The sequence below is a fragment of the Actinomycetospora succinea genome (genome assembly GCF_004363095.1).
GTDB lineage: Bacteria > Actinomycetota > Actinomycetes > Mycobacteriales > Pseudonocardiaceae > Actinomycetospora > Actinomycetospora succinea.
This window is the reverse complement of the sequence record NZ_SNYO01000002.1, coordinates 473,019-491,813: the sequence shown is the minus strand read 5'-3', so window position 1 is coordinate 491,813 and position 18,795 is coordinate 473,019. Positions and strand designations below refer to the sequence as shown.

Below are 18,795 nucleotides of genomic sequence, written 5' to 3'. Positions count from 1 at the left end.
GCGATGAGCACCGTCTGGCTGAACGACGAGGCGCGCGAGGTCGGTCCGGGCACCACGATCGCCGCGCTCATGGCCGAGCACGGCGTCCCCGAGCGCGGGGTCGCGGTGGCGCTCGACGGCACGGTGGTGCCGCGCGCGAGCTGGGCGACGGTGGCGCTGCTCGAGGGCTCGCGCATCGAGGTCGTCACCGCGGTGCAGGGGGGCTGACCGTGGATCCGCTGGTGATCGGTGGCCGCAAGTTCTCGTCGCGCCTGATCTTGGGCACCGGGGGCGCCTCGGGGCTCGCGGTGCTGGAGCGCGCGCTCGTCGCGTCGGGCACCGAGCTGACGACGGTGGCCATGCGCCGCCTCGACGCGGGCGGCGGGCCCGGCGTGCTGGCGCTGCTGCAGCGCCTGGGCATCGAGGCCCTGCCCAACACCGCGGGGTGCCGGACGGCCGCCGAGGCGGTGCACACCGCGCGGATGGCGCGCGAGGCGCTCTCGACCGATCTCGTCAAGCTCGAGGTGATCGCCGACGAGCGCACCCTGCTGCCCGACCCGATCGAGCTCCTCGACGCCGCCGAGCAGCTCGTCGACGACGGCTTCACGGTCCTGCCGTACACGAACGACGACCCGGTGCTCTCCCAGAAGCTCGCCGACGCCGGCTGCGCGGCGGTGATGCCGCTGGGCGCGCCGATCGGCACCGGGCTGGGCATCCGCAACCCGCACAACATCGAGATGATCACCGCGTCCTCGCCCGTGCCCGTGGTGCTCGACGCGGGCATCGGCACGGCGTCGGAAGCCGCGCTGGCGATGGAGCTCGGCTGCGACGCGGTCCTCCTCGCCACCGCCGTCACCCGCGCGTCCGACCCGGAGGCGATGGCGACGGCCATGCGCCTGGGCGTGGAGGCGGGCCGCCTGGCCCACGGCGCCGGACGCATCCCGCGCCGGTACTGGGCCCAGGCGTCGAGCCCGGGCGTGGACGGGGGGTAGTGCGAGCGATGCGGCATCGCTGGCGTCTGGAGCCAGGCTCGCCACATCCTCGGTAGCGCGACACGCCGGGTGGGGCGTGGTCCGGGGTGTTGCAGCGTGGCGGCCACGCTGACACTCACCGTCAGGAAATCCGCCAGCTCGATTCACCCCAGTCCCGCGAGCGCGAGGCGTCCCGCGGCGAACATCGGCTCCGTGGAGCGCAGCGCCCGGCTGAGCACGAACGCACCCTCGAGCGCGCAGATGACCGCCGTGGCGCGGTCGCGGTCGCCGTCGAGCCGCTCGGTCAGCGCCTCGACCCACGCCGTGAAGACCTCGGCGGTGGCGCGGCGGAGGACGTCGTCGGTGCTCGCGACCTCAAGCGCGACGGTCGCGATCGGGCACGCGTCGGCGTAGTCGGTCTGCTCGAGCGTCTCGGCGGCTCCGGCGAACACCGCCCACACGGAGTCCGCGGTGGTCGACTGCTCGTCGTACGCGGCCATCACGAGCGCCTGGAAGTACGCACCGCTGGCGTGGATGACCTCCTCGCTCAGCTGCTGTTTCCCGCCGGGGAAGTGGTGGTAGAGCGAGCCGAAGGGCGCGCCGGCCTCGGCGACGACGGCCTTCAGCCCGGTGCCGGTGTAGCCCTGGCGCCGGAAGAGCTCCGCGGTGGCGAGGAGGATCCGGTCGCGGGTCGGGACCTTGTCCACCGCCCCACCCTATGCTCTCCTCTCACTAGAGCGTTCTACCTAATTCGGGAAGGTGAGCGGTATGGGCAGGTTGCTGACGGGGATCGGGCTCGGCGTCGCGGCGGGCCTCGGAGCACGGGCGCTGCTGCCCGTGGCGTTGCGCGCCAAGTTCACTGGCGACGTCACGAGGCTCAACGCCGGCGACCCGTCGTCGCTGCTCACCGCCTACGCCGACGACGCCGTGCTGCACTTCCCACAGGGCGAGCACCGCTTCGCCGGCCCGTGGCGGGGCAAGCCGGCGATCGAACGGTTCCTGCGGACGTTCGTCGCCTCGCGCATCCAGGGCCGGCTGCGCGAGATCGCGGTCAGCGGGCCGCCGTGGGCGCTGACGATCTGGGCGCGCTTCGACGACCACGCGGACGCCGCGGACGGCACCCGGCTCTACGAGAACCGCGCCGTGCTGGTGCTGCGCACGCGGTGGGGTCGCGTCGTCGACCACGAGGACTTCTTCGCCGACACCGAGCGCATCGCGGCCTTCGACCGGGCGCTGGCCGAGCGGGAGATCAGCGCCCTTCAGCCAGCGCCTTGAGGCGTGGCAGCGTCTTCTCGATGCCGCGCGCGTTGGCGGCCGGGAAGCCGCTGCGGTCGAGGAGGAACGGGACGAGGGCGGTCGACCAGTCGAAGGTCTCCGTGACCGTGGTGCCGCCCGTCGCGGTCGGCTCGAGCTCGTAGCGCCAGCGGTGGCGGTTGAAGTGCCGCCAGGCGATGCGCTTGTCCTCCTCGAACTCGACGACGGTGTTGGAGATCCGGTAGGGCAGCTTGATCCGCATGCCGACGCCGAACGTCGAGCCCAGCGAGAGCCGCGACGGCCCCGAGATCGACGACTGGACGGTGCCGGAGCCGTCGAAGTCGGGGTGCCGGCGCGGGTCCGCGAGGAGCGCGAACACCGTGCTCGGCGGTGCGTCGACCTCGATGGAGCGGGACACCTGGCGTTCCGTCACGCCCCGGCTCCTACCCGTTGCCGACCGGCGGGATTCATGATCGTGGGGGCTTTACCGACGTTCAGTGCCAGCGTGGCCGCCACGCTGACTCACCCCGTGCGTCGCGAGCTCCCGGCGTGTCGCGCGAGCGAGGCTGTGGCGATCCTGGCCCTATCGGCGTGCTGCATTGAATCGCCAGCAAGATGCCGCATCGCTCGTACCGGGTCTGCTCCGTTCAGCGCAGGGCGACGGGGAGGGCGTCGACGCCGTAGACGATCGACGTCGTGCGGAACGGCTGCTCCTCCAGCGTGCCGCCGTCCGGGGCCAGCGTGAGGTGCGGGAAGCGGCGCAGCAGGGCCGGGTAGGCCGTGCGCAGTTCCATCCTCGCGAGCTCCGCCCCGATGCAGCGGTGGATGCCGTGGCCGAAGGCCAGGTGCGGCGTCGGGGGCCGGCGGGGGTCGAAGCGCTCGGGGTCGGACACGAGGCGCGGGTCGCGGTCGGCGCCCGAGAGCGACACGAGCAGTCCGTCGCCCTTGCTGATCGCGACGCCGCCGAGGGTCATGTCCTCGGTCGCGAAGCGGGGGAACGCGATCTGGACGACGGTGAGGTAGCGCAGCAGCTCCTCGACGAACCCGTGGACGGCGCCGGGCTCGTCGCGCACGAGCGCGAAGCTGTCGGGGTCGCGCAGGAGCACCATGGCCCCGAGCGCGAGCATCGACGCCGAGGTCTCCAGCCCTCCGGTGAGCAGACCGTCGGCGAGCTCGGCGAGCTCGTCGGTGTCCAGCTCGTCGCCGTGGTCGCGGATCAGCTGGCCCAGCAGGCCCTCGCCGGGCTCGACGCGCTGGCGCTCGACGACGCCGCGCAGGTACTGCAGCGAGCCGGAGATGTTGTCGAAGACCGCGCCGGCCCCGCCGAACAGGTCGAACCGCGCGGTGGAGAGCGCCTGGAACTCGTCGCGCTCGTCGTAGGGGATGCCGAGCAGCTCGCAGATCGTCAGCGAGGGGATCGGCGTCGCGAAGTCGCGGACGAGGTCGACGGGCTCGCCCGCGGCCGCCAGCTCCTCCATGGCGTCGAGGCGGCCCTCGACGATCTCGGTGATCCGCGGGCCGAGGCGGGCCAGGCGCCGCGACGTGAACTCCGGGGTCAGCAGGCGCCGCAGCCGGGTGTGCTCCGGCGGGTCGGTGAAGCCCAGCCCGCCGGGGTTCTGGCCTTCCTTGACGCCGGCCTGCCCCACGAGGTGGCCGAAGTCGTTCGACAGTCCGCGCGTGCGGCCGAGGACGGCGCGCGCCTCCTCGTGCCCCGTGATCAGCCACGCCGTCACCCCGAAGGGCAGCGGGAAGTGCCGCACGGGGTTGTCCTCGCGGGCCTCGCGCAGCGCGGGCACGGGGTCGAGGACGTCGCGCCGCAAGGGCATCAGAGCGTGATCCGGCAGCAGCGTCACCGGGTCGAGGCCGCGTCGGCTGCGCCACGCGAGGTACTGGCGCGCCGCCCAGCCCACGACCCGTGACCGCAGTGCGGCCAGTCGTGAACGGTCCACCACCGTGTCCACTCTGCCCTCCCCGCACCGGACGCCGCCGCTCGGGGGCCGAGGCTAGGACGTCTGAGTGCCCGATGGACCCGGTGACGGGGGTGTGTCACCCCACCGTTCGTCGGGGTCGACCCTGGAGAGTCGCCCGGGGGTGGCTTCGGCGGCATCGTCCGGTTCGTCCGATAACGCCCCGGACGGTACGCCTCCGCCCGGTGCGCGCACGAGGGTCGGGGCCCGCAACCCGAGCCGGGCGAGCTCCAGCGCGGCGAGCCGGGAGAGCACGTGCGGGTCGCCGCGCCGCCACCCGATCGCGGCGTCCGGCACCCGCGCGAGCCGGCGCGGCGTGGCGTGGACCAGGGCGCGCAGGGCCAGCAGGTCGGCGTCGCCCACCCCGCCCGACAGGCCGTCGCGCAGGGCGAGGACCGCCCGCGCCGCGATCATCCAGCGCACCCGGAACCAGAGCCAGGCGGCGACCACGGGCACGATCGCGAGCAGGGCGACCGTCCACGCCGTGCCCGTGGCGAGCGCCTGGACCGCGGCGATCTGCTGGTCGCCCGCCGCGACGATGTCCTCCCCGGCCCGGGCGCCCCCGGACAGGGCGCGGGCCAGGTCCTCGCCGATGAACGGGACGCCGGACGCGGTGTCGGCGGCGCCGGAGAACGTGTCGCGCACCTGGGTACCCGCCGCGCCGATCTGGCGGCCGGGGCCCTGCAGGGTGAGCACCGCGTCGTGGAGCAGCACCGCGAGCGACGCGACGACCGCCACCCAGGCGAGCACCGCGACGTCGGCGACGAACTGGCGGGTGCGCCGGCGGGGGCGCTCGGCGTAGACCGGCCAGCCGGCCCGTGTCGGGCGCAGGACGGGGGCGTCAACAGGCACGCCGAGACTGTGCCCCCTGGGCGAGGGGGCGAACACGTGGGGCGGTAAGCGCGCGACAAGTCGACGACAAGCGGTGCGACCACGCTGGCGGCATCCGACGAGCAGCACGTGATCCCCAGGAGCCCGGCGTGACCATCGCCCCGCCCGAGACCGCCGCCGACCCCGTGTCCCCGACCGACCGCGACCTCGCCCCGCTGCGCGTCACCGACCGCGCGCTGCTCGCCGACGTGCGCCGCCTCGCGCGCCTCGCCGACGGCATCGCCGCGGGCACGGTGGCGCTCGGGGAACGGCGCGCGCTGGCCGTCGGCGACTGGGTCGAGCACGTCTGCGAGGCGATCCGCCACCGGCACGACGGCGAGGAGGCCGTGCTCTGGCCGGTGCTCACCCAGCACGCCGGGCGCACCCTCGACCTGTCGGGGCTGCGCGACGACCACGTCGCCCTGCGCGGCCTGCTCGGCGAGGTCCGGCGCGCCACCCGCGGGCTGGTCGGGGCCGTGGCGGTGCGCCCGATCGCGGTCGCCAGCGCCGAGGACTTCGCCCGCATCCGGCGCCTGGCCCGACTCCTCGGTGAGCTCGCCGACCTGCTCGACGAGCACCGCCGCGACGCCGAGCGCGAGCTGGGCGCCGTGCTGCGCGGGATGCCGCGCGCGGACTGGCTCCGTGCCGCCGGCGCCCTGCACGCCGGCGCGCCCGACCCGGCGTTCACCGCGGCCCGCGCCCACGCGACGGCCTCGTCCGACGACCTCGCCGCGGTCCACGCCGCCCTCGGTGGCCGCGGGCTCGCGGGCGTGCTGGCCCGGCGCTCCCTGCGCCGGCGCGAGCGGCTCGTCTTCGGTGACTAGTCGTTCGCAAGTGCCCCGTCCGATGCTCCCGCCGCGCCGATCACGAGGGTCGGCGCCGCCCCGAGGAGGAGCAACCGCCATGACCACCGCGACCCCGACCCGCCGCGACGACCTGCTCGGCATCACCCTCGGCCACCGCGCGATGTGCCGCGACAGCCGCCGTCTCGCCGACCTGGCGACGCGCATCGTCGCCGGCGCGGAGCGCGTGGACCGGACCCGCGCCGCGGCGATCGCGCGCTGGGTCGGGCGCCTCGCCGACGAGATCCATCACCACCACGAGGCCGAGGACGACGTTCTCTGGCCGGTGCTCGAGGCGCGTGCCGGCGACCGCGTCGACCTCGCCGCCCTGACCGACGACCACGCCGCCCTCGACCCGCTGCTCGCGCAGGTGCGCGCCGCGGCCGACGAGCTCGCGCAGGCGCCCGCCGACCCGTCGGTCGGGCGGGCCCTGGCCCGTCACCTCGGCGCGCTGGCCGACCTGCTCACCGAGCACATCGACGAGGAGGAGCGCGAGGTCTTCCCGATCATCCTGGCGCACGTCCCGCAGCACGAGTGGCACGCCGTCGAGGCCGCCGTGCGCGACCGTGGCGGCGACATGGGCTTCGCGCTGCCCCGCGTCGCCGACGCCGCGAGCCCCGACGAGATGGCCGACCTGCGCCGCATGGCCGGCCCGGTGCTCATGGTCCTGCTGCCGATCACCCGCTGGCGTCTGCGTCGTGCGGAGAAGCTGGTGTTCGGAGGCGCTCCGCGCACGTGAGTGTTATGGGTCGCCCTGACGACCCGGATCACTCACGTGCGCGCAGCGCATCGTCGATCGCCCACAGCGGGGAGACCGGGCCGACGCCGGCGCCGAGGGGGTAGGACTCGGCGACGGCGCGGCGGATGTAGCGCTCGGCGGCCGCGACGGCGTCGGGCATGGCGGCGCCCCGGGCCAGCCCGGCGCAGACCGCGCTGGCCAGGGCGTCGCCGGCGCCGTGGACGTGCGGGGTGTCGATGCGGGGGCCGGCGAACTCCCAGGTCTGCTCGCCGTCGAAGAGCAGGTCGATCACCTCGGGCGACCCGCGCAGGTGCCCGCCCTTGACCAGCACGTACCGCGGCCCGAGCGCGTACAGGGCCTCCGCGGCCTCGCGGGCCGAGGCGGTGTCGGTGACGGTGACCCCGACGAGCAGGCGCACCTCGTCGAGGTTCGGCGTCGCGAGCGCCGCGCGCGGGAAGAGCCGGCTGCGGATCGCCTCCATCGCGTCCTCGGCGAGCAGCGGCTCGCCGGCCATGGACGCCGCGACGGGGTCGACGACGAACGGCACGCGGTCCTCGTCCCGCCCGATCCCGACCTCGTCGACGACGTCGGCGACCGCGTCGATGATCTCCCGCGAGGCGAGCATCCCGGTCTTCGCCGCGCCCACCCCGATGTCGGTGACGACGGCCCGGACCTGCGCCGCGACGGTGTCCGCCGGCACGAGGTGCACCCCGGAGACGCCGAGCGAGTTCTGCACGGTGACCGCGGTGACCGCGACGCAGCCGTGCACCCCGCACGCGGTCATGGCCCGCAGGTCGGCCTCGAGCCCGGCGGCGCCGCCCGAGTCGGAACCGGCGATCGTCAGCGCGCGCGGTGGGGTCTCGGCCATGGATGGGCTCCGCCCTCGTGAGTGGTTCGGGTTGCCAGGACGACCCATATCACTCACGTGGGCGGAGCCCATCGCGCCACCGACCACAGCGACGACACCGGGCCGTGGCCGGCGCCGAGCGGGTAGGCGTGGTCGACGGCGCGGGTGATGTAGGCCTTGCCGAGCGCCACCGCGTCGACCAGCGCCATCCCGCGCGCCAGGCCGGCCGTGATCGACGACGCCAGCGAGTCCCCGCCGCCGTGGCTGTGCTCGGTCTCCCGCCGCGGCGAGGTGAACCGGTGCTCGGCGCCGTCGGCGGTCACGAGCAGGTCCGTGACCTCGGGCGACCCCACCAGGTGCCCGCCCTTGACCAGCGCCGCGCCGGCCCCGAGGTCGAGCAGCGCGCGGGCCGCCGCGCGCGCCGTGTCGTCGTCGACGACGTCGACCCCGACCAGCAGGCGCACCTCGTCGAGGTTCGGCGTGACGAGCGTGGCGCGCGGGATCAGCAGGGTGCGCACGGCGTCCAGCGCGTCCGGCGCCAGCAGGGGATGCCCGTGCATCGACGCCGCGACGGGGTCGACGACGAACGGGATGCGCGTCCCGATCCCGACCTCGTCGCCGGCCTCCACCACCGCGGCGATGATCTCGGTCGAGGCGAGCATGCCGGTCTTGGCGGCGTCGACGCCCATGTCGCCGGCGACCGCGCGGATCTGCGCGGCGACGACGTCGGGCGGGATCGCGTGGAAGCCCTCGACGCCGACGGAGTTCTGCACGGTGACCGCGGCGACCGCGACCGCCCCGTGCACCCCGCAGGCGGTGAAGGCCCGGACGTCGGCGGTGAGCCCGGCGCCGCCGCCGGAGTCGGTACCGGCGATCGCGAGGGCGACGGGCGGGGTGGGGGCGTCCACGGGCGTTCCTCCCAGGCCGGCATGACCCGGCCGGTCCAGCGGTCGGCAGCTCCCTGCCCTCTCAGCCCCGTCCGGGGCTCCCGCGCGATCGATCGGCGCGGAACCTAACCGCGCGCGTCGAGGGGCAGCAACTCGCGGTCGGCCACGACCCGGTCCCGCCACGGCCCGGCGTCCCCGACGACGGTCAGCGCCCGCTCCAGGTGCGCCGCGACGGCGTCGTCGCCGTGGCCGAGCACCCGCGCGAGGCGCGCGAGCACGAGGTCGATGGGCGCGAACGCGAGGATGCCGGTGACCGACAGGCCCCACCGGCCCGCGAACGGCTCGAGCGCGGCGTACGCGGGCGCCGCACGCTCCCGGTCGCCGAGACGCGCCGCGACCAGGCCCTGCACGGTGAGCAGGCCGCCCCAGCTCCAGTCCCGCGGCACCGGCAGGCCCTGCGCCCACAGCGACCGCGCCTCGTCCTCGCGGCCGGCGTCGAGCAGCGCGAGCGCGAGCAGGTCGTGCACGTAGCGGGGGAAGGCGCCGTCGATCCGCTGCAGCGCGGGCAGGGTCGGCGCGGTGTCGCCGCGGGCCAGGGCGAGCGTGAACCGCGCGACCTCGACGAGCACGGCGGCGTGCGGCACCCCGGCGGCGGCGAGGCGCCCGCCCTCCTCGGCGTAGGTCCGTTCGGCGAGGTCGTCGCGGCCGCCGGTGAGCGCGAGCATCGCGTCGTGCAGGCCGACGAAGGCCAGCGTCATCTCGAGCTGCCCGTCGGTCGCGGCGGCGAGGGCGGCGTCGGCGTGGTGGCGGGCGGCGGCCAGGTCGTCGCGGACCACCGCGGCGCAGAAGAGCACGTGGTGGGCCTCGGCGCGATGATCGGCGTGCCCGCCGACCTGCGCGGCCGCGAGCATCTCGCGCCCGACCGGCTCGATCTGCGTCCACCGCTCCGGCTGCGAGTTGACGAGGAAGACGGTGTTGAGCGCGGTGCACAGCAGCCGGGTGGGGCCCGACGCCCGCGCCCGGGTCAGGGCCTCGTCGGCGAGCGCCGCGGCGCGGGCGGGCTCGAGGAACTCGACCTCGCGGGCGTACGCGAGGAGCAGCCGGGTGCGCATCTCGTCGTCGGGGCGGTCCGCCAGCAGCTCGGCGAACAGCGGCGCCATCCGCCCGCCCGTCCCGCGCACCGGCCACGGCATCGGCGCGTCGAGGCTGGTCAGGGCCCGGGCGAGGAGCTCGGGGTCGCCGGTCGCGCGCGCGGCCTCGACGGCCAGACCGCGCTCGGTGTGGGCGTGCTCGCCCGCCCCCGAGGCGGCGAGCGCGGCGACGAGGGCGCAGCGGAGCGGCACCACCGCCGGCCCGTCGGGTGCCAGGGCCAGCGCCCCCCGGCACAGGGCGACCGCCGACCGGAACGCCCCGCGCGCCATCGCGGCGTCGGCGGCCCGCGCGACGTGGGCGAGCATCCGCTCCGGGGCGACGCGGTCGCCGGCGGCGAGGGCGTGGTGGGCGAGGGCAGCGGGGGGCGCGGGCCCGGCCACGCCGGCTTCCAGGACGTCGAGGATCCGCGCGTGCCGCCGCGCCCGGCGCAGGCGCGGGACCTCGTCGGCGACGACCTCGCGCCAGAGGTCGTGGACGAAACGCACCGCGCGCGCCCCGTCGTCCTCGCCGATCACGCCGGCCTCGACGGCCGCCTCGAGCCCGTCGAGCACCTCCTCCTCGACCTCGCCGACCGTGCGGCCCGCGACGGCCGCCTCCACGGCGAGCACGAGGTCGACGTCCGCGGAGCGCCCGAGCAGCGCCACGTGCGCCAGGGCGGCCCGCGAGCGCCCGGGCAGCTCGCGCAGGCGCCGGCGCAGGACGTCGCGGACCCCGGCGGGCAGCCCGTCCTCGCCGGTCGTCGCGGCCAGGCGGGCGACCTCGCGGACGAACAGCGGGTTGCCGCCGGTGCGGTCGGCGACGGCGGCCGCGGTGGCGGCGTCGGTGCGCAGCCCGTGCCGCGCGAGCAGGGTCCCGACGGCGTCGGCGGCGAGCCCGCCGAGCGCCAGGCGGTCGGTCACGACGGTCGCGAGCGCGGCCCACGTCGCGTGCAGGGCGGCGGTGTCCTCCTCGCTGCGGTGGGTGCCGACGACGAGCAGCCCGGCGCCCGCGCCCGTCGCGACCATGCGCAGCAGGCGCAGGGTCTCGTCGTCGGCGCGGTGCAGGTCGTCGAGGGTGACGAGGACGGGCGCGCGGTCGCCCAGCGCGTCGAGGACGGCCCGGCCGCGGGCGAACGGGCTCTCGGTGTCGGCCTCGGTGACGCCCAGGTCGCGCAGCACCTCGGTCCACGGCCAGGCCGGCGGCGCGCCGTCGACCTCGGGGCAGCGCCCGCGCGCGACCGTCCAGCCCGCCCGGGCCCGGTTCTCGGCGACGGCGTCGACCAGCGTCGTCTTGCCCGACCCGGCCTCGCCGGCGACGAGCACCAGCTCCACCGCGCCCGCCGCGACGCGTGTCGCGGCCGCGTCGCAGCGGGCGAGCTCGGCGTCGCGGCCCAGCGGTCGCGCCGCCGCCGGGGCGGGGGCCTCGGGCGTCAGGATCGCGGTCTCGAGGCGGACGAGCGCCGGGCCGGGGTCGAGGCCGAGCTCGTCACGCAGGTGCCCGCGGGTGCGGCGCAGCAGCTCGAGGGCCTCGGGGGCACGCCCGCCGCGGTGCAGGGCGGTGGCGAGCAGGCGCACGCCCTCCTCGCGCAGCGGGTGGTCGTGGACGTGGCCCTCGAGCAGCGGGACGACGTCGCCGTGCCGGCCCAGCGCGAGCTCGGCGGCCGCGAGGCGCTCACGGGCGGTGCGGACCAGCTCGTCGAGCCGGGCGGCCTCGGGGCGCACCCAGGGCTCGTCGGCGAACTCGGCGTAGGCCGGGCCGCGGCGCACCGCGAGGGCCTCGCGCAGGAGGACGGCGGCGCGCTCGGGCTCCGCGGTGCGGGCGGCGTCGACGAGGCGGGTCAGGCGCGCCGCGTCGAGGCCGTCCGGGTCGGGCAGGCGCAGCGCGTAGCCGGGGGCGGCGGTGACGAGGACCTGCGGCGGCGTCCGCGGCGCCCGCCCCGGCTCCAGGGCCCGGCGCAGGTGCGACACGTGCACCTGCAGCGACGCGAGCGCGTTGGGTCCCGGACGCCCGCCGGCCAGGTCGTCGACGAGGCGGTCGGCGGTGACGACCTCCCCGCCCGCGACGGCCAGCCGGGCGAGCACGGCGCGGCGGGCCGGTCCGCCCAGCTCGACGGGCGCGCCGTCGACCGTGGCGCGCAGCGGGCCGAGCACCCCGATCTCTACCCCCACCGGCCGAGGGTAGATCGCTCCTCCGGCGGCGGCAGGGTCACCCGGGTGGGTCAGCCGCCCGTCGGCGGACGGACTCCGGTCACGTGCTCTCGGTGAGCTCCGCGGGCACGGCGATGACGTCGACCATCGCCTCGCCGCGCAGCACCGTCACCGGCATCGTGCGCCCGACGGACGGCGCGAACAGGCGGCGCTGCAGGCCCTGGGCGTCGCTGACCGGCTCGCGGTCGGCGGACACGACGAGGTCGCCGGCGTGCAGTCCGGCGCGCGCGGCGGGGCTGCCGGGCACGACCTCGGCCACGCGCAGGCCCTTCGGGCGTCCCAGCCGGGCGGCGACGTCGGCGGGCAGGGGCGCGGGCGCCCCGACGAGCCCGAGATACCCGCGGCGGACCCGGCCGTCGGCGCGCAGGGCCTCGAGGATGCGCCGGGTGGTGTCCGTGACCGGGACGGCCAGGCCCAGCCCGACCCCGGCGACCGCGGTGTTGATGCCGACCACCCGCCCGGACGCGTCGGCGAGCGCGCCGCCGGAGTTGCCGGGGTTGAGCGCGGCGTCGGTCTGGATGACGTCCTCGACCACCCGGCTCGCCCGGCCGCTGCGCACGGGCAGGGCGCGGCCGAGCCCGCTGACGACGCCGGCCGTGACCGACCCGGCGAGCCCCAGCGGGTTGCCGACCGCCACCACGAGCTGCCCGACCACCAGCTCGCCGGCGTCGCCGAGGGGCAGCGGCGGCGGCGTGGGGTCGCGGGTCGTCAGGACCGCGAGGTCGGAGAGCGGGTCGGTGCCGCGCACCGTGACCCGCCCCTCCGTGCCGTCGGCGTAGGCGACCTCGCCGTCGCGGTTGCCGGCGACGACGTGGGCGTTGGTGACCAGGACACCGTCGTCGACGACCACCGCCGACCCGCTGCCCCGGCCGGCGCGCACCGCGGCGACCGACGGGCCCACGGCGGCCGCGACCGTGCTCACGGTGCGGGAGTAGGCGTCGAGCTCGTCCATGCCTCGTGCTTACACCGTTGCACCAGGCTTGGCCGCGGTGTCCGCTGTGGGCGGAACGGGCTCAGTGGCCGAACGGGTCCGGGTCGACGCCCGGCATCCAGGAGTTGCCCGGGACGCCCCAGCCGTGGTCACGGACGGCGCGCTTCGCGGCGCGGCGGTGCCGGCCCACGAGACGGTCGAGGTAGAGGTGGCCGTCGAGGTGGTCGGTCTCGTGCTGCAGGCAGCGGGCGAGGTAGCCCGTGCCCGTCACGACGATCTCCGTGCCCTCGACGTCGACCCCGCGCACCTCGGCCCACTCCGCCCGGCCCGTCGGGAAGGCCTCGCCCGGCACCGACAGGCAGCCCTCCTCGTCCTCGTCGGGGTCGGGCATCGTCCCCGTGGGCGCGTCGGCGGTCAGGACGGGGTTGACGACGACGCCGCGGCGCCGCTCCCCGTCCAGCTCCGGGTCGGGGCAGTCGTAGACGAACACGCGCCGGTCGTCGCCGATCTGGTTCGCGGCCAGCCCGACGCCGTTGGCCGCGTCCATCGTCTCGTAGAGGTCCTCGACAAGGGTGCGCAGCGCGTCCCCGCCGTACTCCTCGGGGGTCACGGGGCGGGTCGGCCGGTGCAGCACCGGGTCGCCGACGATGACGACGGGCCTGACGGTCACGGCCGCACCGTAGTGCGCCGGAGTTCGTCGGCTTCCCACGCGTGGAGCCCCGCGCTGTCGGGGCGCCGTGATTGAATGGAGGAGCCCGAATGACAGGCGTGTCATTCGAGGCGGGCGGGACGCCGTGGTGGGCTGGAGGCGAGAAGCGTGGCGGACGCGGTTCGGGTGCACCCCCCGCAGGAGGAGCCGTCGGACGGGCTCGACCGTCGCGACCGCGAGATCCTCGCGTTCGAGCGCCAGTGGTGGAAGTACGCGGGCGCCAAGGAGCAGGCGATCCGCGAGCTCTTCGACATGTCCGCCACCCGCTACTACCAGGTGCTCAACGCCCTGGTCGACCGGCCGGAGGCCCTCGCGGCCGACCCCATGCTCGTGAAACGCCTGAGGCGCCTGAGACAGAGTCGCCAGCGGGCCCGTGCGGCGCGTCGCCTCGGTGTGGAGCCTCGTTGATGGTCTCCTGACTCCCTGACGCGGCATTCCGCCGAGCGAGCAGGGAAGCGGACGACGGTCCGCCGAGGGGAGCACGTCATGACTGGGCCCGGGTCCGCCGACGCTTCGCGGATGCGCATCGCGGGCATCGTCATGCTCGCGATCGCCGGTGTGGCCGCCGTGGTCGGCCTGCTCGCCCTCGGGGGTGAGGGGCCCTCGAGCCCCACGGCCGCCCCCGCGAGCCCGGCGGCGCCGCTGCCCGGCGCGACCGGCAACGGCTCGCCCGCCCCGGCGCCCGCACCCGCCCCGAACCAGGCCGGTGTCCCCGGCAACGGTCTGCCCGGCGGCCCCGTGCCCCCCGGCGGGCCGGTCCCGCCCGGGGGTCAGCCCGGCGTGGGCGGCCCGGGTGCCCCGGGTGGCGCACCCGGTGGCGGGCCTGCCGTCGGCGCGCCGATCGTGCCCGGCGGCGGTGCCGGCGGCGGCGGTGCCGTGGCGGGTGGCTCCGGCGGGTCCGGTGGCGGCTCCGGCGGGGGCGGCGGCGTGGACTCCGCGGTCGCGGTGCGGGTCTTCAACAACTCGACGATCCAGGGCCTCGCCGACCGCGCGGCCGCCGAGATGCGCGCCGACGGCTGGAACGTCGTCGAGGTCGGCAACTACCCGAACGGCGTCATCCCCGAGAGCACCGTCTACTACCGCCCCGGCACCGGCGAGCAGGGCGCCGCCGACGCCATCGCGGGCCAGTTCGGGCTCCGCTCGATGCCCCGGTTCGACGGCATCGCGAACGCCTCGCCCGGCGTCATCGTCATCGCGACGAACAACTGGGGCCAGAACCGGGGCTAGTTCTCCCCCGCGTAGGCCTCCAGCTCCGCCAGCTGGCGCGGGTCCAGCGACGGCTTGACGGCGTCGCGGGCGGTCGCCAGGTCGCTCGCCGTGACCTCCGTCGACTCCAGCGACGTGCGCATCGCCGTCAGCGCCGCCTCGCGGATCAGCGCCGCGCAGTCGGCGGCCGAGTAGCGCTCGAGGTCCTCGGCCAGCGCGTCGAGGTCGACGTCGTCGGCGAGCGGGGTGTCGCGGGACGAGGCGCGCAGGATGTCCGCACGTGCCGCGGCGTCCGGCGGCGGCACGTACACGCGGCGCTCGAGGCGCCCGGGCCGCAGCAGCGCCGGGTCGATGAGCTCGGGGCGGTTGGTGGCGCCGAGGACCACGACGTCGCGCAGCGGCTCGGCGCCGTCGAGCTCGGTGAGCAGGGCGGCGACGACCCGGTCCGAGACGCCGGCGTCGGTCGAGCCGCCCCGGCGCGGTGCGAGCGCGTCGATCTCGTCGAGGAACACCAGCGCCGGCGCGGCCGCCGCGGCCCGGCGGAACAGCGTGCGCACGGCCCGCTCGGACTCGCCGACGAACTTGTCGAGCACCTCCGCGCCCTTGACCACGAAGACGTTCAGCGAGCCGGTGCCCGCGAGCGCGCGCACGAGGAACGTCTTCCCACACCCCGGCGGGCCGTAGAGCAGCACGCCGCGCGGCGGCGAGACCCCGAGGCGCGCGAACGAGTCGGGGTAGCGCAGCGGCCACAGGATCGTCTCGGTGAGCGCCTGCTTGGTCTCGACCATGTCGCCGACCCGGTCGAGCGTCAGCCCACCCGAGGACAGCGTCTGCGACCCCGACGACAGCGAGGCCGGGCGCACCGAGGACACGGCGCCGAGGAGGTCGTCGGTGGTCAGCGACGGGTCACCCTCGTCGTCACCCACCCGCAGCGCCGCCCGGACGGCCGCCTCGCGGCGCAGCGCGACCAGGTCGCCGGCCACGAACCCCGGGGTCCGCGCGCCGACCGAGGCCAGGTCGACGTCCTTGGCCAGCGGCACCCCGCGCAGCAGCACCCGCAGCAGCTCGGCGCGGTCGCGGTCGCCGGGGGCGGGCAGCGTGAGCTCGCGGTCGACGAGGTCGGCGCCCCGCAGCCGCGGGTCCAGCGCCTCCGCCCGCGAGGACGTGACCACCAGCGCCGTGCCCGACGTCCCCGCGGCCCGGCGCAGCGCCTCGAGCACCAGCGTCGAGAGCGGCGGCGGGTCGGTGGCGGGCAGCAGCACCTCGGCGTCGGTCAGGAGCAGCACCGTCGGCGCGTGCGCGGTCGCGTCGTCGACGGCCTCCCGCACGCGCGCCGCGGCCGCGCCGGCCTCGATCGCGGCGACCTCGGGGGCGGGCAGGCACACCACCCGCGCCTCGGCCTCGGCGGACACCGCCCGCACGAGCGTCGTCTTCCCGACGCCCTCGGGGCCGCTGACCAGCACCCCGAGGCGCGGCGCGGCACCGAGGCGCTCGAGCAGCTCGGGGCGCTTGAACACGAGGTCGAACCACTCGCCGAGGCGGCGGGCGGGCTCGGCCTGGCCGACGAGGTCGCCGACGGCGACCGCGGGTTCCTCGACGGAGGGGGCGGGTGCCGTCACCGGTGCCGGGGCCGGGGCGACCGCCGACGTGGCCGGCGCCGGCGCCGCCCCCGTGCTCGCCCCGTTCCGCCAGCGCACGACCGTCGTCGGCGCGACGACCAGCGCCGATGCGGGGTCGGCGCCGCTCGGCGGTTCGGCGGCGGTCACGGTGACGAGCTCGGTGGTCCAGGTGCCGCCCAGCGCGGCGGCGAGACCGCGGCGCGCGCCCGCGGCGTCGGCGCCGGGGATCGGGCTGAGGTCCTGGGGCAGCAGCGAGAGCGTGTCGCCGGAGAGCAGGACCTTGCCGGTCAGGGCCAGGCGCAGCGTCTCCGGGGCGAGCGCGGCGGTGGCGAGGCGGGAGCCGGAGACCTCGACCTGGCGCGCGACGGCGACCGGCGCGGCGGCCACGCCGACCGTCGACCCGTCGACGACGCCCGCGTTGACCATGGTCGTCTCGTCGAGCACCGCCGTCCCGGGCGCGGCGGGGGCGGCGGCCGGGGCGACGAGCGCGGCCGTGGCCCGCACGCCCGTCACGCGCACGGCGTCCCAGGCCTCGAGGCCCAGCGCGGTGATCACCTCGGGGTGCAGGCGCACGACGCCGCGGCGCGCGTCGCCCGCCGAGGTGCCCAGGCGGGCGAGGAGGTCGACGCCGACCGGGGCGCTCACCGCTCGTCCCGGTGCCGGCGCAGCCCGAGCCGGCGCGAGCCGCGGGGGCGGGGACGGCGGTCGTCTCCGGTGCCGTTGCGCTGCACCGGACGGTCCCGGCGCTCCGTGGGGCGCTCCACGGGCCCCGGAGGCGGCAGGGGAGCGGTCGGGTCGCCGCCGTGGCGGTCGCGGTCACGCCCGATGTTGCGCGCGGCGCTGCCCGCCCGCTGCGCGGCACCGGCGACGCGGCGGCGCAGGTTGCGGCGCGGCGGCGCGAGCCCGAGGCGGCGGTGGGCGCGGCGCACGGCCCGGCGCTGGCGCGGGGGCACGTGCCAGACCTCGGGGTGGCGGCCCAGCCAGCGGTAGCGGTTGGCCGCCCACGGGATGTGCAGCAGGTAGGCCCCGACGGCCACGGCGTAGACGACGAACGGGAACGTCACCAGCGCGGCCGCCGCGAACGCGACCGCGACCAGCAACGGCGCGACGAGCGACGGCGGCACCCGGACGCTCTTGAGCGAGGCGGTCGGCACCCGGCTGATCATCAGCGTCCCGACCATGATCGTCCACACGGCGACGACGACCGGCTGCGACCAGAACCCCGGCCCGAGCTGGACCTCGAGGGCCATCGGTGCCAGCGCGACCAGCGCGCCCGCCGGCGACGGGACGCCGACGAAGAACTCGCCCGCGTACGGCGGGGCCTCCTCGTCGTCGGAGAGCGTGTTGAAGCGGGCGAGGCGCAGCGCGGCCGACACCACGAGCACCAGCGCGACCACCCAGCCGATCCGGATGTCGTGCAGCGACCACAGGAAGAGGATCAGCGCGGGGGAGACGCCGAACGACACGCAGTCGGACAGGGAGTCGAGCTCCGCGCCCATCTTGCTGGTCGCGTCGAGCAGCCGGGCGAGCCGGCCGTCGAGCGCGTCGAAGACGGCGGCGAGGGCGATGCACGCCAGCGCCGCGATCCGGTTCTCCGCGAGCATGAACTGCACCCCGGAGAGCCCGGAGCACAGCGCGAGGACGGTGACGGCGTTCGGCAGCAGCCGCACGCCGCGCCCACCGGTGCGCCCCTCCGCGGTCTCGGGGTTCATCGCGGGTCCGGTAGATCGGCCAGCACCGTCTCCCCGCCGACCGCCCGCTGCCCGGGCTCGACGTGGACGGTGCTGCCCGGGGGCAGGAGCAGGTCGACCCGCGAACCGAAGCGGATGAGCCCGTAGACCTCGCCGGCGCGGACCTCGTCGCCGGGCGCGGCGTCGCAGACGATCCGGCGCGCGACGAGCCCGGCGATCTGCAGGACCGCGAGGTCGTGGCCGTCCGTGCCGTGCACCCACAGCGCCGTGCGGGCGTTGGTGTCGCTCGCCGCGGGGAGGTCGGCGGACAGGTAGCTGCCGGGACGGTGCTCGACGGCCTGGACCTGGCCGTCGACGGGGACGCGCTGGACGTGCACGTCGTAGACCGAGAGGAAGACGCTGACCCGCGGGCGCGGGCCGGGCGGCAGGCCGCGGGCGACGAGGTCCTCGGGCGGCTCGGCGGTGTCGACGAGGCTCACGGTGCCGTCGGCGGGCGCCACCGCGATGCCGGCGCGGCGCGGCGTCGTGCGCTGCGGCGAGCGGAAGAACGCGGCGACCCCGGCCGTGACGGCCAGCGCCCCGAACGTCCCGCGGCCCCGCAGCGCCCGGACCCCGAACGCGGCGGCGGCGACCGCGCCGATCACGGGGGCGCCACCGGGGTGCAGCGGGGGAATCGTGTCGCGGACGAGGGCGAGGGCGTGGCGCACCGTGCCGCCGGGTCCCGTGGGGACCTCCGGTCGGTCGGCGTGCTGGGCGGGGGACTGGTCGGAGTTGACCATCGTCGGTACGGATCCCTCTCCTCGACGGCGCGCGACCGGAAACCTATCGGCCGAGCCGGAGGTGGGACGAGGTGGGAAGGCCCCGGGATGGGGCCGGGGCCGCCAACCCCCGAGTCGGCGACCCCGGCCGGGAACCGCTCGTCCGCTCCCCAGCGACAAGCGGTTG

General features: G+C 76.8%; 19 protein-coding genes. 7 read left to right on the top strand and 12 right to left on the bottom strand.

Going from position 1 to position 18,795, the window contains the following annotated elements; all coding sequences use genetic code 11:
* The first annotated feature begins 3 nt into the window (after positions 1 to 3).
* Complete coding sequence (gene thiS, locus EV188_RS08695; protein WP_133825842.1) at positions 4 to 207, top strand: sulfur carrier protein ThiS; 204 nt, start codon at positions 4 to 6, stop codon at positions 205 to 207.
* Positions 204 to 971 carry a thiazole synthase gene (thiG, locus tag EV188_RS08690; protein WP_279536719.1) on the top strand — a complete coding sequence of 256 codons (768 nt, stop codon included), beginning with the start codon at positions 204 to 206 and terminating at the stop codon, positions 969 to 971. Before thiS ends, thiG begins: the two co-directional genes overlap by 4 nt.
* Before the next feature lie 143 nt (positions 972 to 1,114).
* Here thiG and EV188_RS08685 read toward each other — a convergent pair whose 3' ends face one another.
* The gene (locus EV188_RS08685; protein ID WP_133825840.1) at positions 1,115 to 1,657 is read right to left on the bottom strand and encodes a TetR/AcrR family transcriptional regulator; all 543 of its coding nucleotides are present in this window, start codon (positions 1,655 to 1,657) and stop codon (positions 1,115 to 1,117) included.
* A gap of 61 nt (positions 1,658 to 1,718) precedes the next feature.
* Between EV188_RS08685 and EV188_RS08680 the strand changes: the two genes are divergently transcribed.
* Complete coding sequence (locus tag EV188_RS08680; RefSeq protein ID WP_133825839.1) at positions 1,719 to 2,225, top strand: nuclear transport factor 2 family protein; 507 nt, start codon at positions 1,719 to 1,721, stop codon at positions 2,223 to 2,225.
* Here the strand turns inward: EV188_RS08680 and EV188_RS08675 are convergent.
* From EV188_RS08675 to EV188_RS08665, 3 genes are all read right to left on the bottom strand, one after another.
* On the bottom strand, positions 2,200 to 2,637 hold the full coding sequence (locus tag EV188_RS08675; protein WP_133825838.1) for an SRPBCC family protein: 438 nt from the start codon (positions 2,635 to 2,637) through the stop codon (positions 2,200 to 2,202). The genes EV188_RS08680 and EV188_RS08675 overlap by 26 nt on opposite strands.
* A 214-nt stretch (positions 2,638 to 2,851) precedes the next feature.
* Complete coding sequence (locus tag EV188_RS08670) at positions 2,852 to 4,138, bottom strand: cytochrome P450 (RefSeq protein WP_133826317.1); 1,287 nt, start codon at positions 4,136 to 4,138, stop codon at positions 2,852 to 2,854.
* Positions 4,139 to 4,207: 69 nt separating this feature from the next.
* Positions 4,208 to 5,023, bottom strand: a complete 816-nt coding sequence (locus EV188_RS08665; protein ID WP_133825837.1) for a hypothetical protein — start codon at positions 5,021 to 5,023, stop codon at positions 4,208 to 4,210.
* A 128-nt stretch (positions 5,024 to 5,151) separates the two neighbouring features.
* Between EV188_RS08665 and EV188_RS08660 the strand changes: the two genes are divergently transcribed.
* Positions 5,152 to 5,865 carry a hemerythrin domain-containing protein gene (locus tag EV188_RS08660; protein WP_166659789.1) on the top strand — a complete coding sequence of 238 codons (714 nt, stop codon included), beginning with the start codon at positions 5,152 to 5,154 and terminating at the stop codon, positions 5,863 to 5,865.
* Between the two features lie 79 nt (positions 5,866 to 5,944).
* Positions 5,945 to 6,622, top strand: a complete 678-nt coding sequence (locus EV188_RS08655) for a hemerythrin domain-containing protein (protein ID WP_133825835.1) — start codon at positions 5,945 to 5,947, stop codon at positions 6,620 to 6,622.
* Between the two features lie 28 nt (positions 6,623 to 6,650).
* Here EV188_RS08655 and thiD (EV188_RS08650) read toward each other — a convergent pair whose 3' ends face one another.
* The 5 genes from thiD (EV188_RS08650) to EV188_RS08630 all read right to left on the bottom strand — a co-directional run bounded on the left by thiD (EV188_RS08650) (position 6,651) and on the right by EV188_RS08630 (position 13,295).
* Positions 6,651 to 7,490 (bottom strand): bifunctional hydroxymethylpyrimidine kinase/phosphomethylpyrimidine kinase, encoded by an 840-nt coding sequence (thiD, locus tag EV188_RS08650; RefSeq protein ID WP_133825834.1) that lies wholly within the window; start codon positions 7,488 to 7,490, stop codon positions 6,651 to 6,653.
* A gap of 53 nt (positions 7,491 to 7,543) precedes the next feature.
* Positions 7,544 to 8,377 carry a bifunctional hydroxymethylpyrimidine kinase/phosphomethylpyrimidine kinase gene (thiD, locus tag EV188_RS08645; protein WP_208114075.1) on the bottom strand — a complete coding sequence of 278 codons (834 nt, stop codon included), beginning with the start codon at positions 8,375 to 8,377 and terminating at the stop codon, positions 7,544 to 7,546.
* Positions 8,378 to 8,481: 104 nt separating this feature from the next.
* Complete coding sequence (locus EV188_RS08640; RefSeq protein ID WP_133825833.1) at positions 8,482 to 11,655, bottom strand: ATP-binding protein; 3,174 nt, start codon at positions 11,653 to 11,655, stop codon at positions 8,482 to 8,484.
* A 79-nt stretch (positions 11,656 to 11,734) separates the two neighbouring features.
* Positions 11,735 to 12,646 carry a S1C family serine protease gene (locus EV188_RS08635; protein WP_133825832.1) on the bottom strand — a complete coding sequence of 304 codons (912 nt, stop codon included), beginning with the start codon at positions 12,644 to 12,646 and terminating at the stop codon, positions 11,735 to 11,737.
* Between the two features lie 61 nt (positions 12,647 to 12,707).
* The gene (locus EV188_RS08630; RefSeq protein WP_133825831.1) at positions 12,708 to 13,295 is read right to left on the bottom strand and encodes a peptide deformylase; all 588 of its coding nucleotides are present in this window, start codon (positions 13,293 to 13,295) and stop codon (positions 12,708 to 12,710) included.
* Between the two features lie 147 nt (positions 13,296 to 13,442).
* On the opposite strand from EV188_RS08630, the gene EV188_RS08625 reads away from it, so the two are divergent.
* Both EV188_RS08625 and EV188_RS08620 read left to right on the top strand, forming a co-directional pair.
* Positions 13,443 to 13,742, top strand: a complete 300-nt coding sequence (locus EV188_RS08625) for a nucleoid-associated protein NapA (protein WP_133825830.1) — start codon at positions 13,443 to 13,445, stop codon at positions 13,740 to 13,742.
* Positions 13,743 to 13,820: 78 nt separating this feature from the next.
* Positions 13,821 to 14,561 (top strand): LytR C-terminal domain-containing protein, encoded by a 741-nt coding sequence (locus EV188_RS08620; protein WP_133825829.1) that lies wholly within the window; start codon positions 13,821 to 13,823, stop codon positions 14,559 to 14,561.
* On the opposite strand, the gene EV188_RS08615 is transcribed toward EV188_RS08620, so the two are convergent.
* Genes EV188_RS08615 through EV188_RS08605 form a run of 3 tightly spaced genes read right to left on the bottom strand, consistent with a single transcriptional unit; the run spans position 14,558 to position 18,629 of the window.
* Positions 14,558 to 16,804 carry an AAA family ATPase gene (locus EV188_RS08615; protein ID WP_133825828.1) on the bottom strand — a complete coding sequence of 749 codons (2,247 nt, stop codon included), beginning with the start codon at positions 16,802 to 16,804 and terminating at the stop codon, positions 14,558 to 14,560. The genes EV188_RS08620 and EV188_RS08615 overlap by 4 nt on opposite strands.
* Positions 16,801 to 17,871: a CDP-diacylglycerol--serine O-phosphatidyltransferase gene (gene pssA, locus EV188_RS08610; RefSeq protein WP_133825827.1), complete on the bottom strand. Its 1,071-nt coding sequence runs from the start codon at positions 17,869 to 17,871 to the stop codon at positions 16,801 to 16,803. The genes EV188_RS08615 and pssA overlap by 4 nt, the downstream gene beginning before the upstream one ends.
* Entirely contained in the window at positions 17,868 to 18,629 is a 762-nt protein-coding gene (locus EV188_RS08605; RefSeq protein ID WP_133825826.1) for a phosphatidylserine decarboxylase, read from the bottom strand. Before EV188_RS08605 ends, pssA begins: the two co-directional genes overlap by 4 nt.
* Positions 18,630 to 18,795 lie beyond the last annotated feature (166 nt).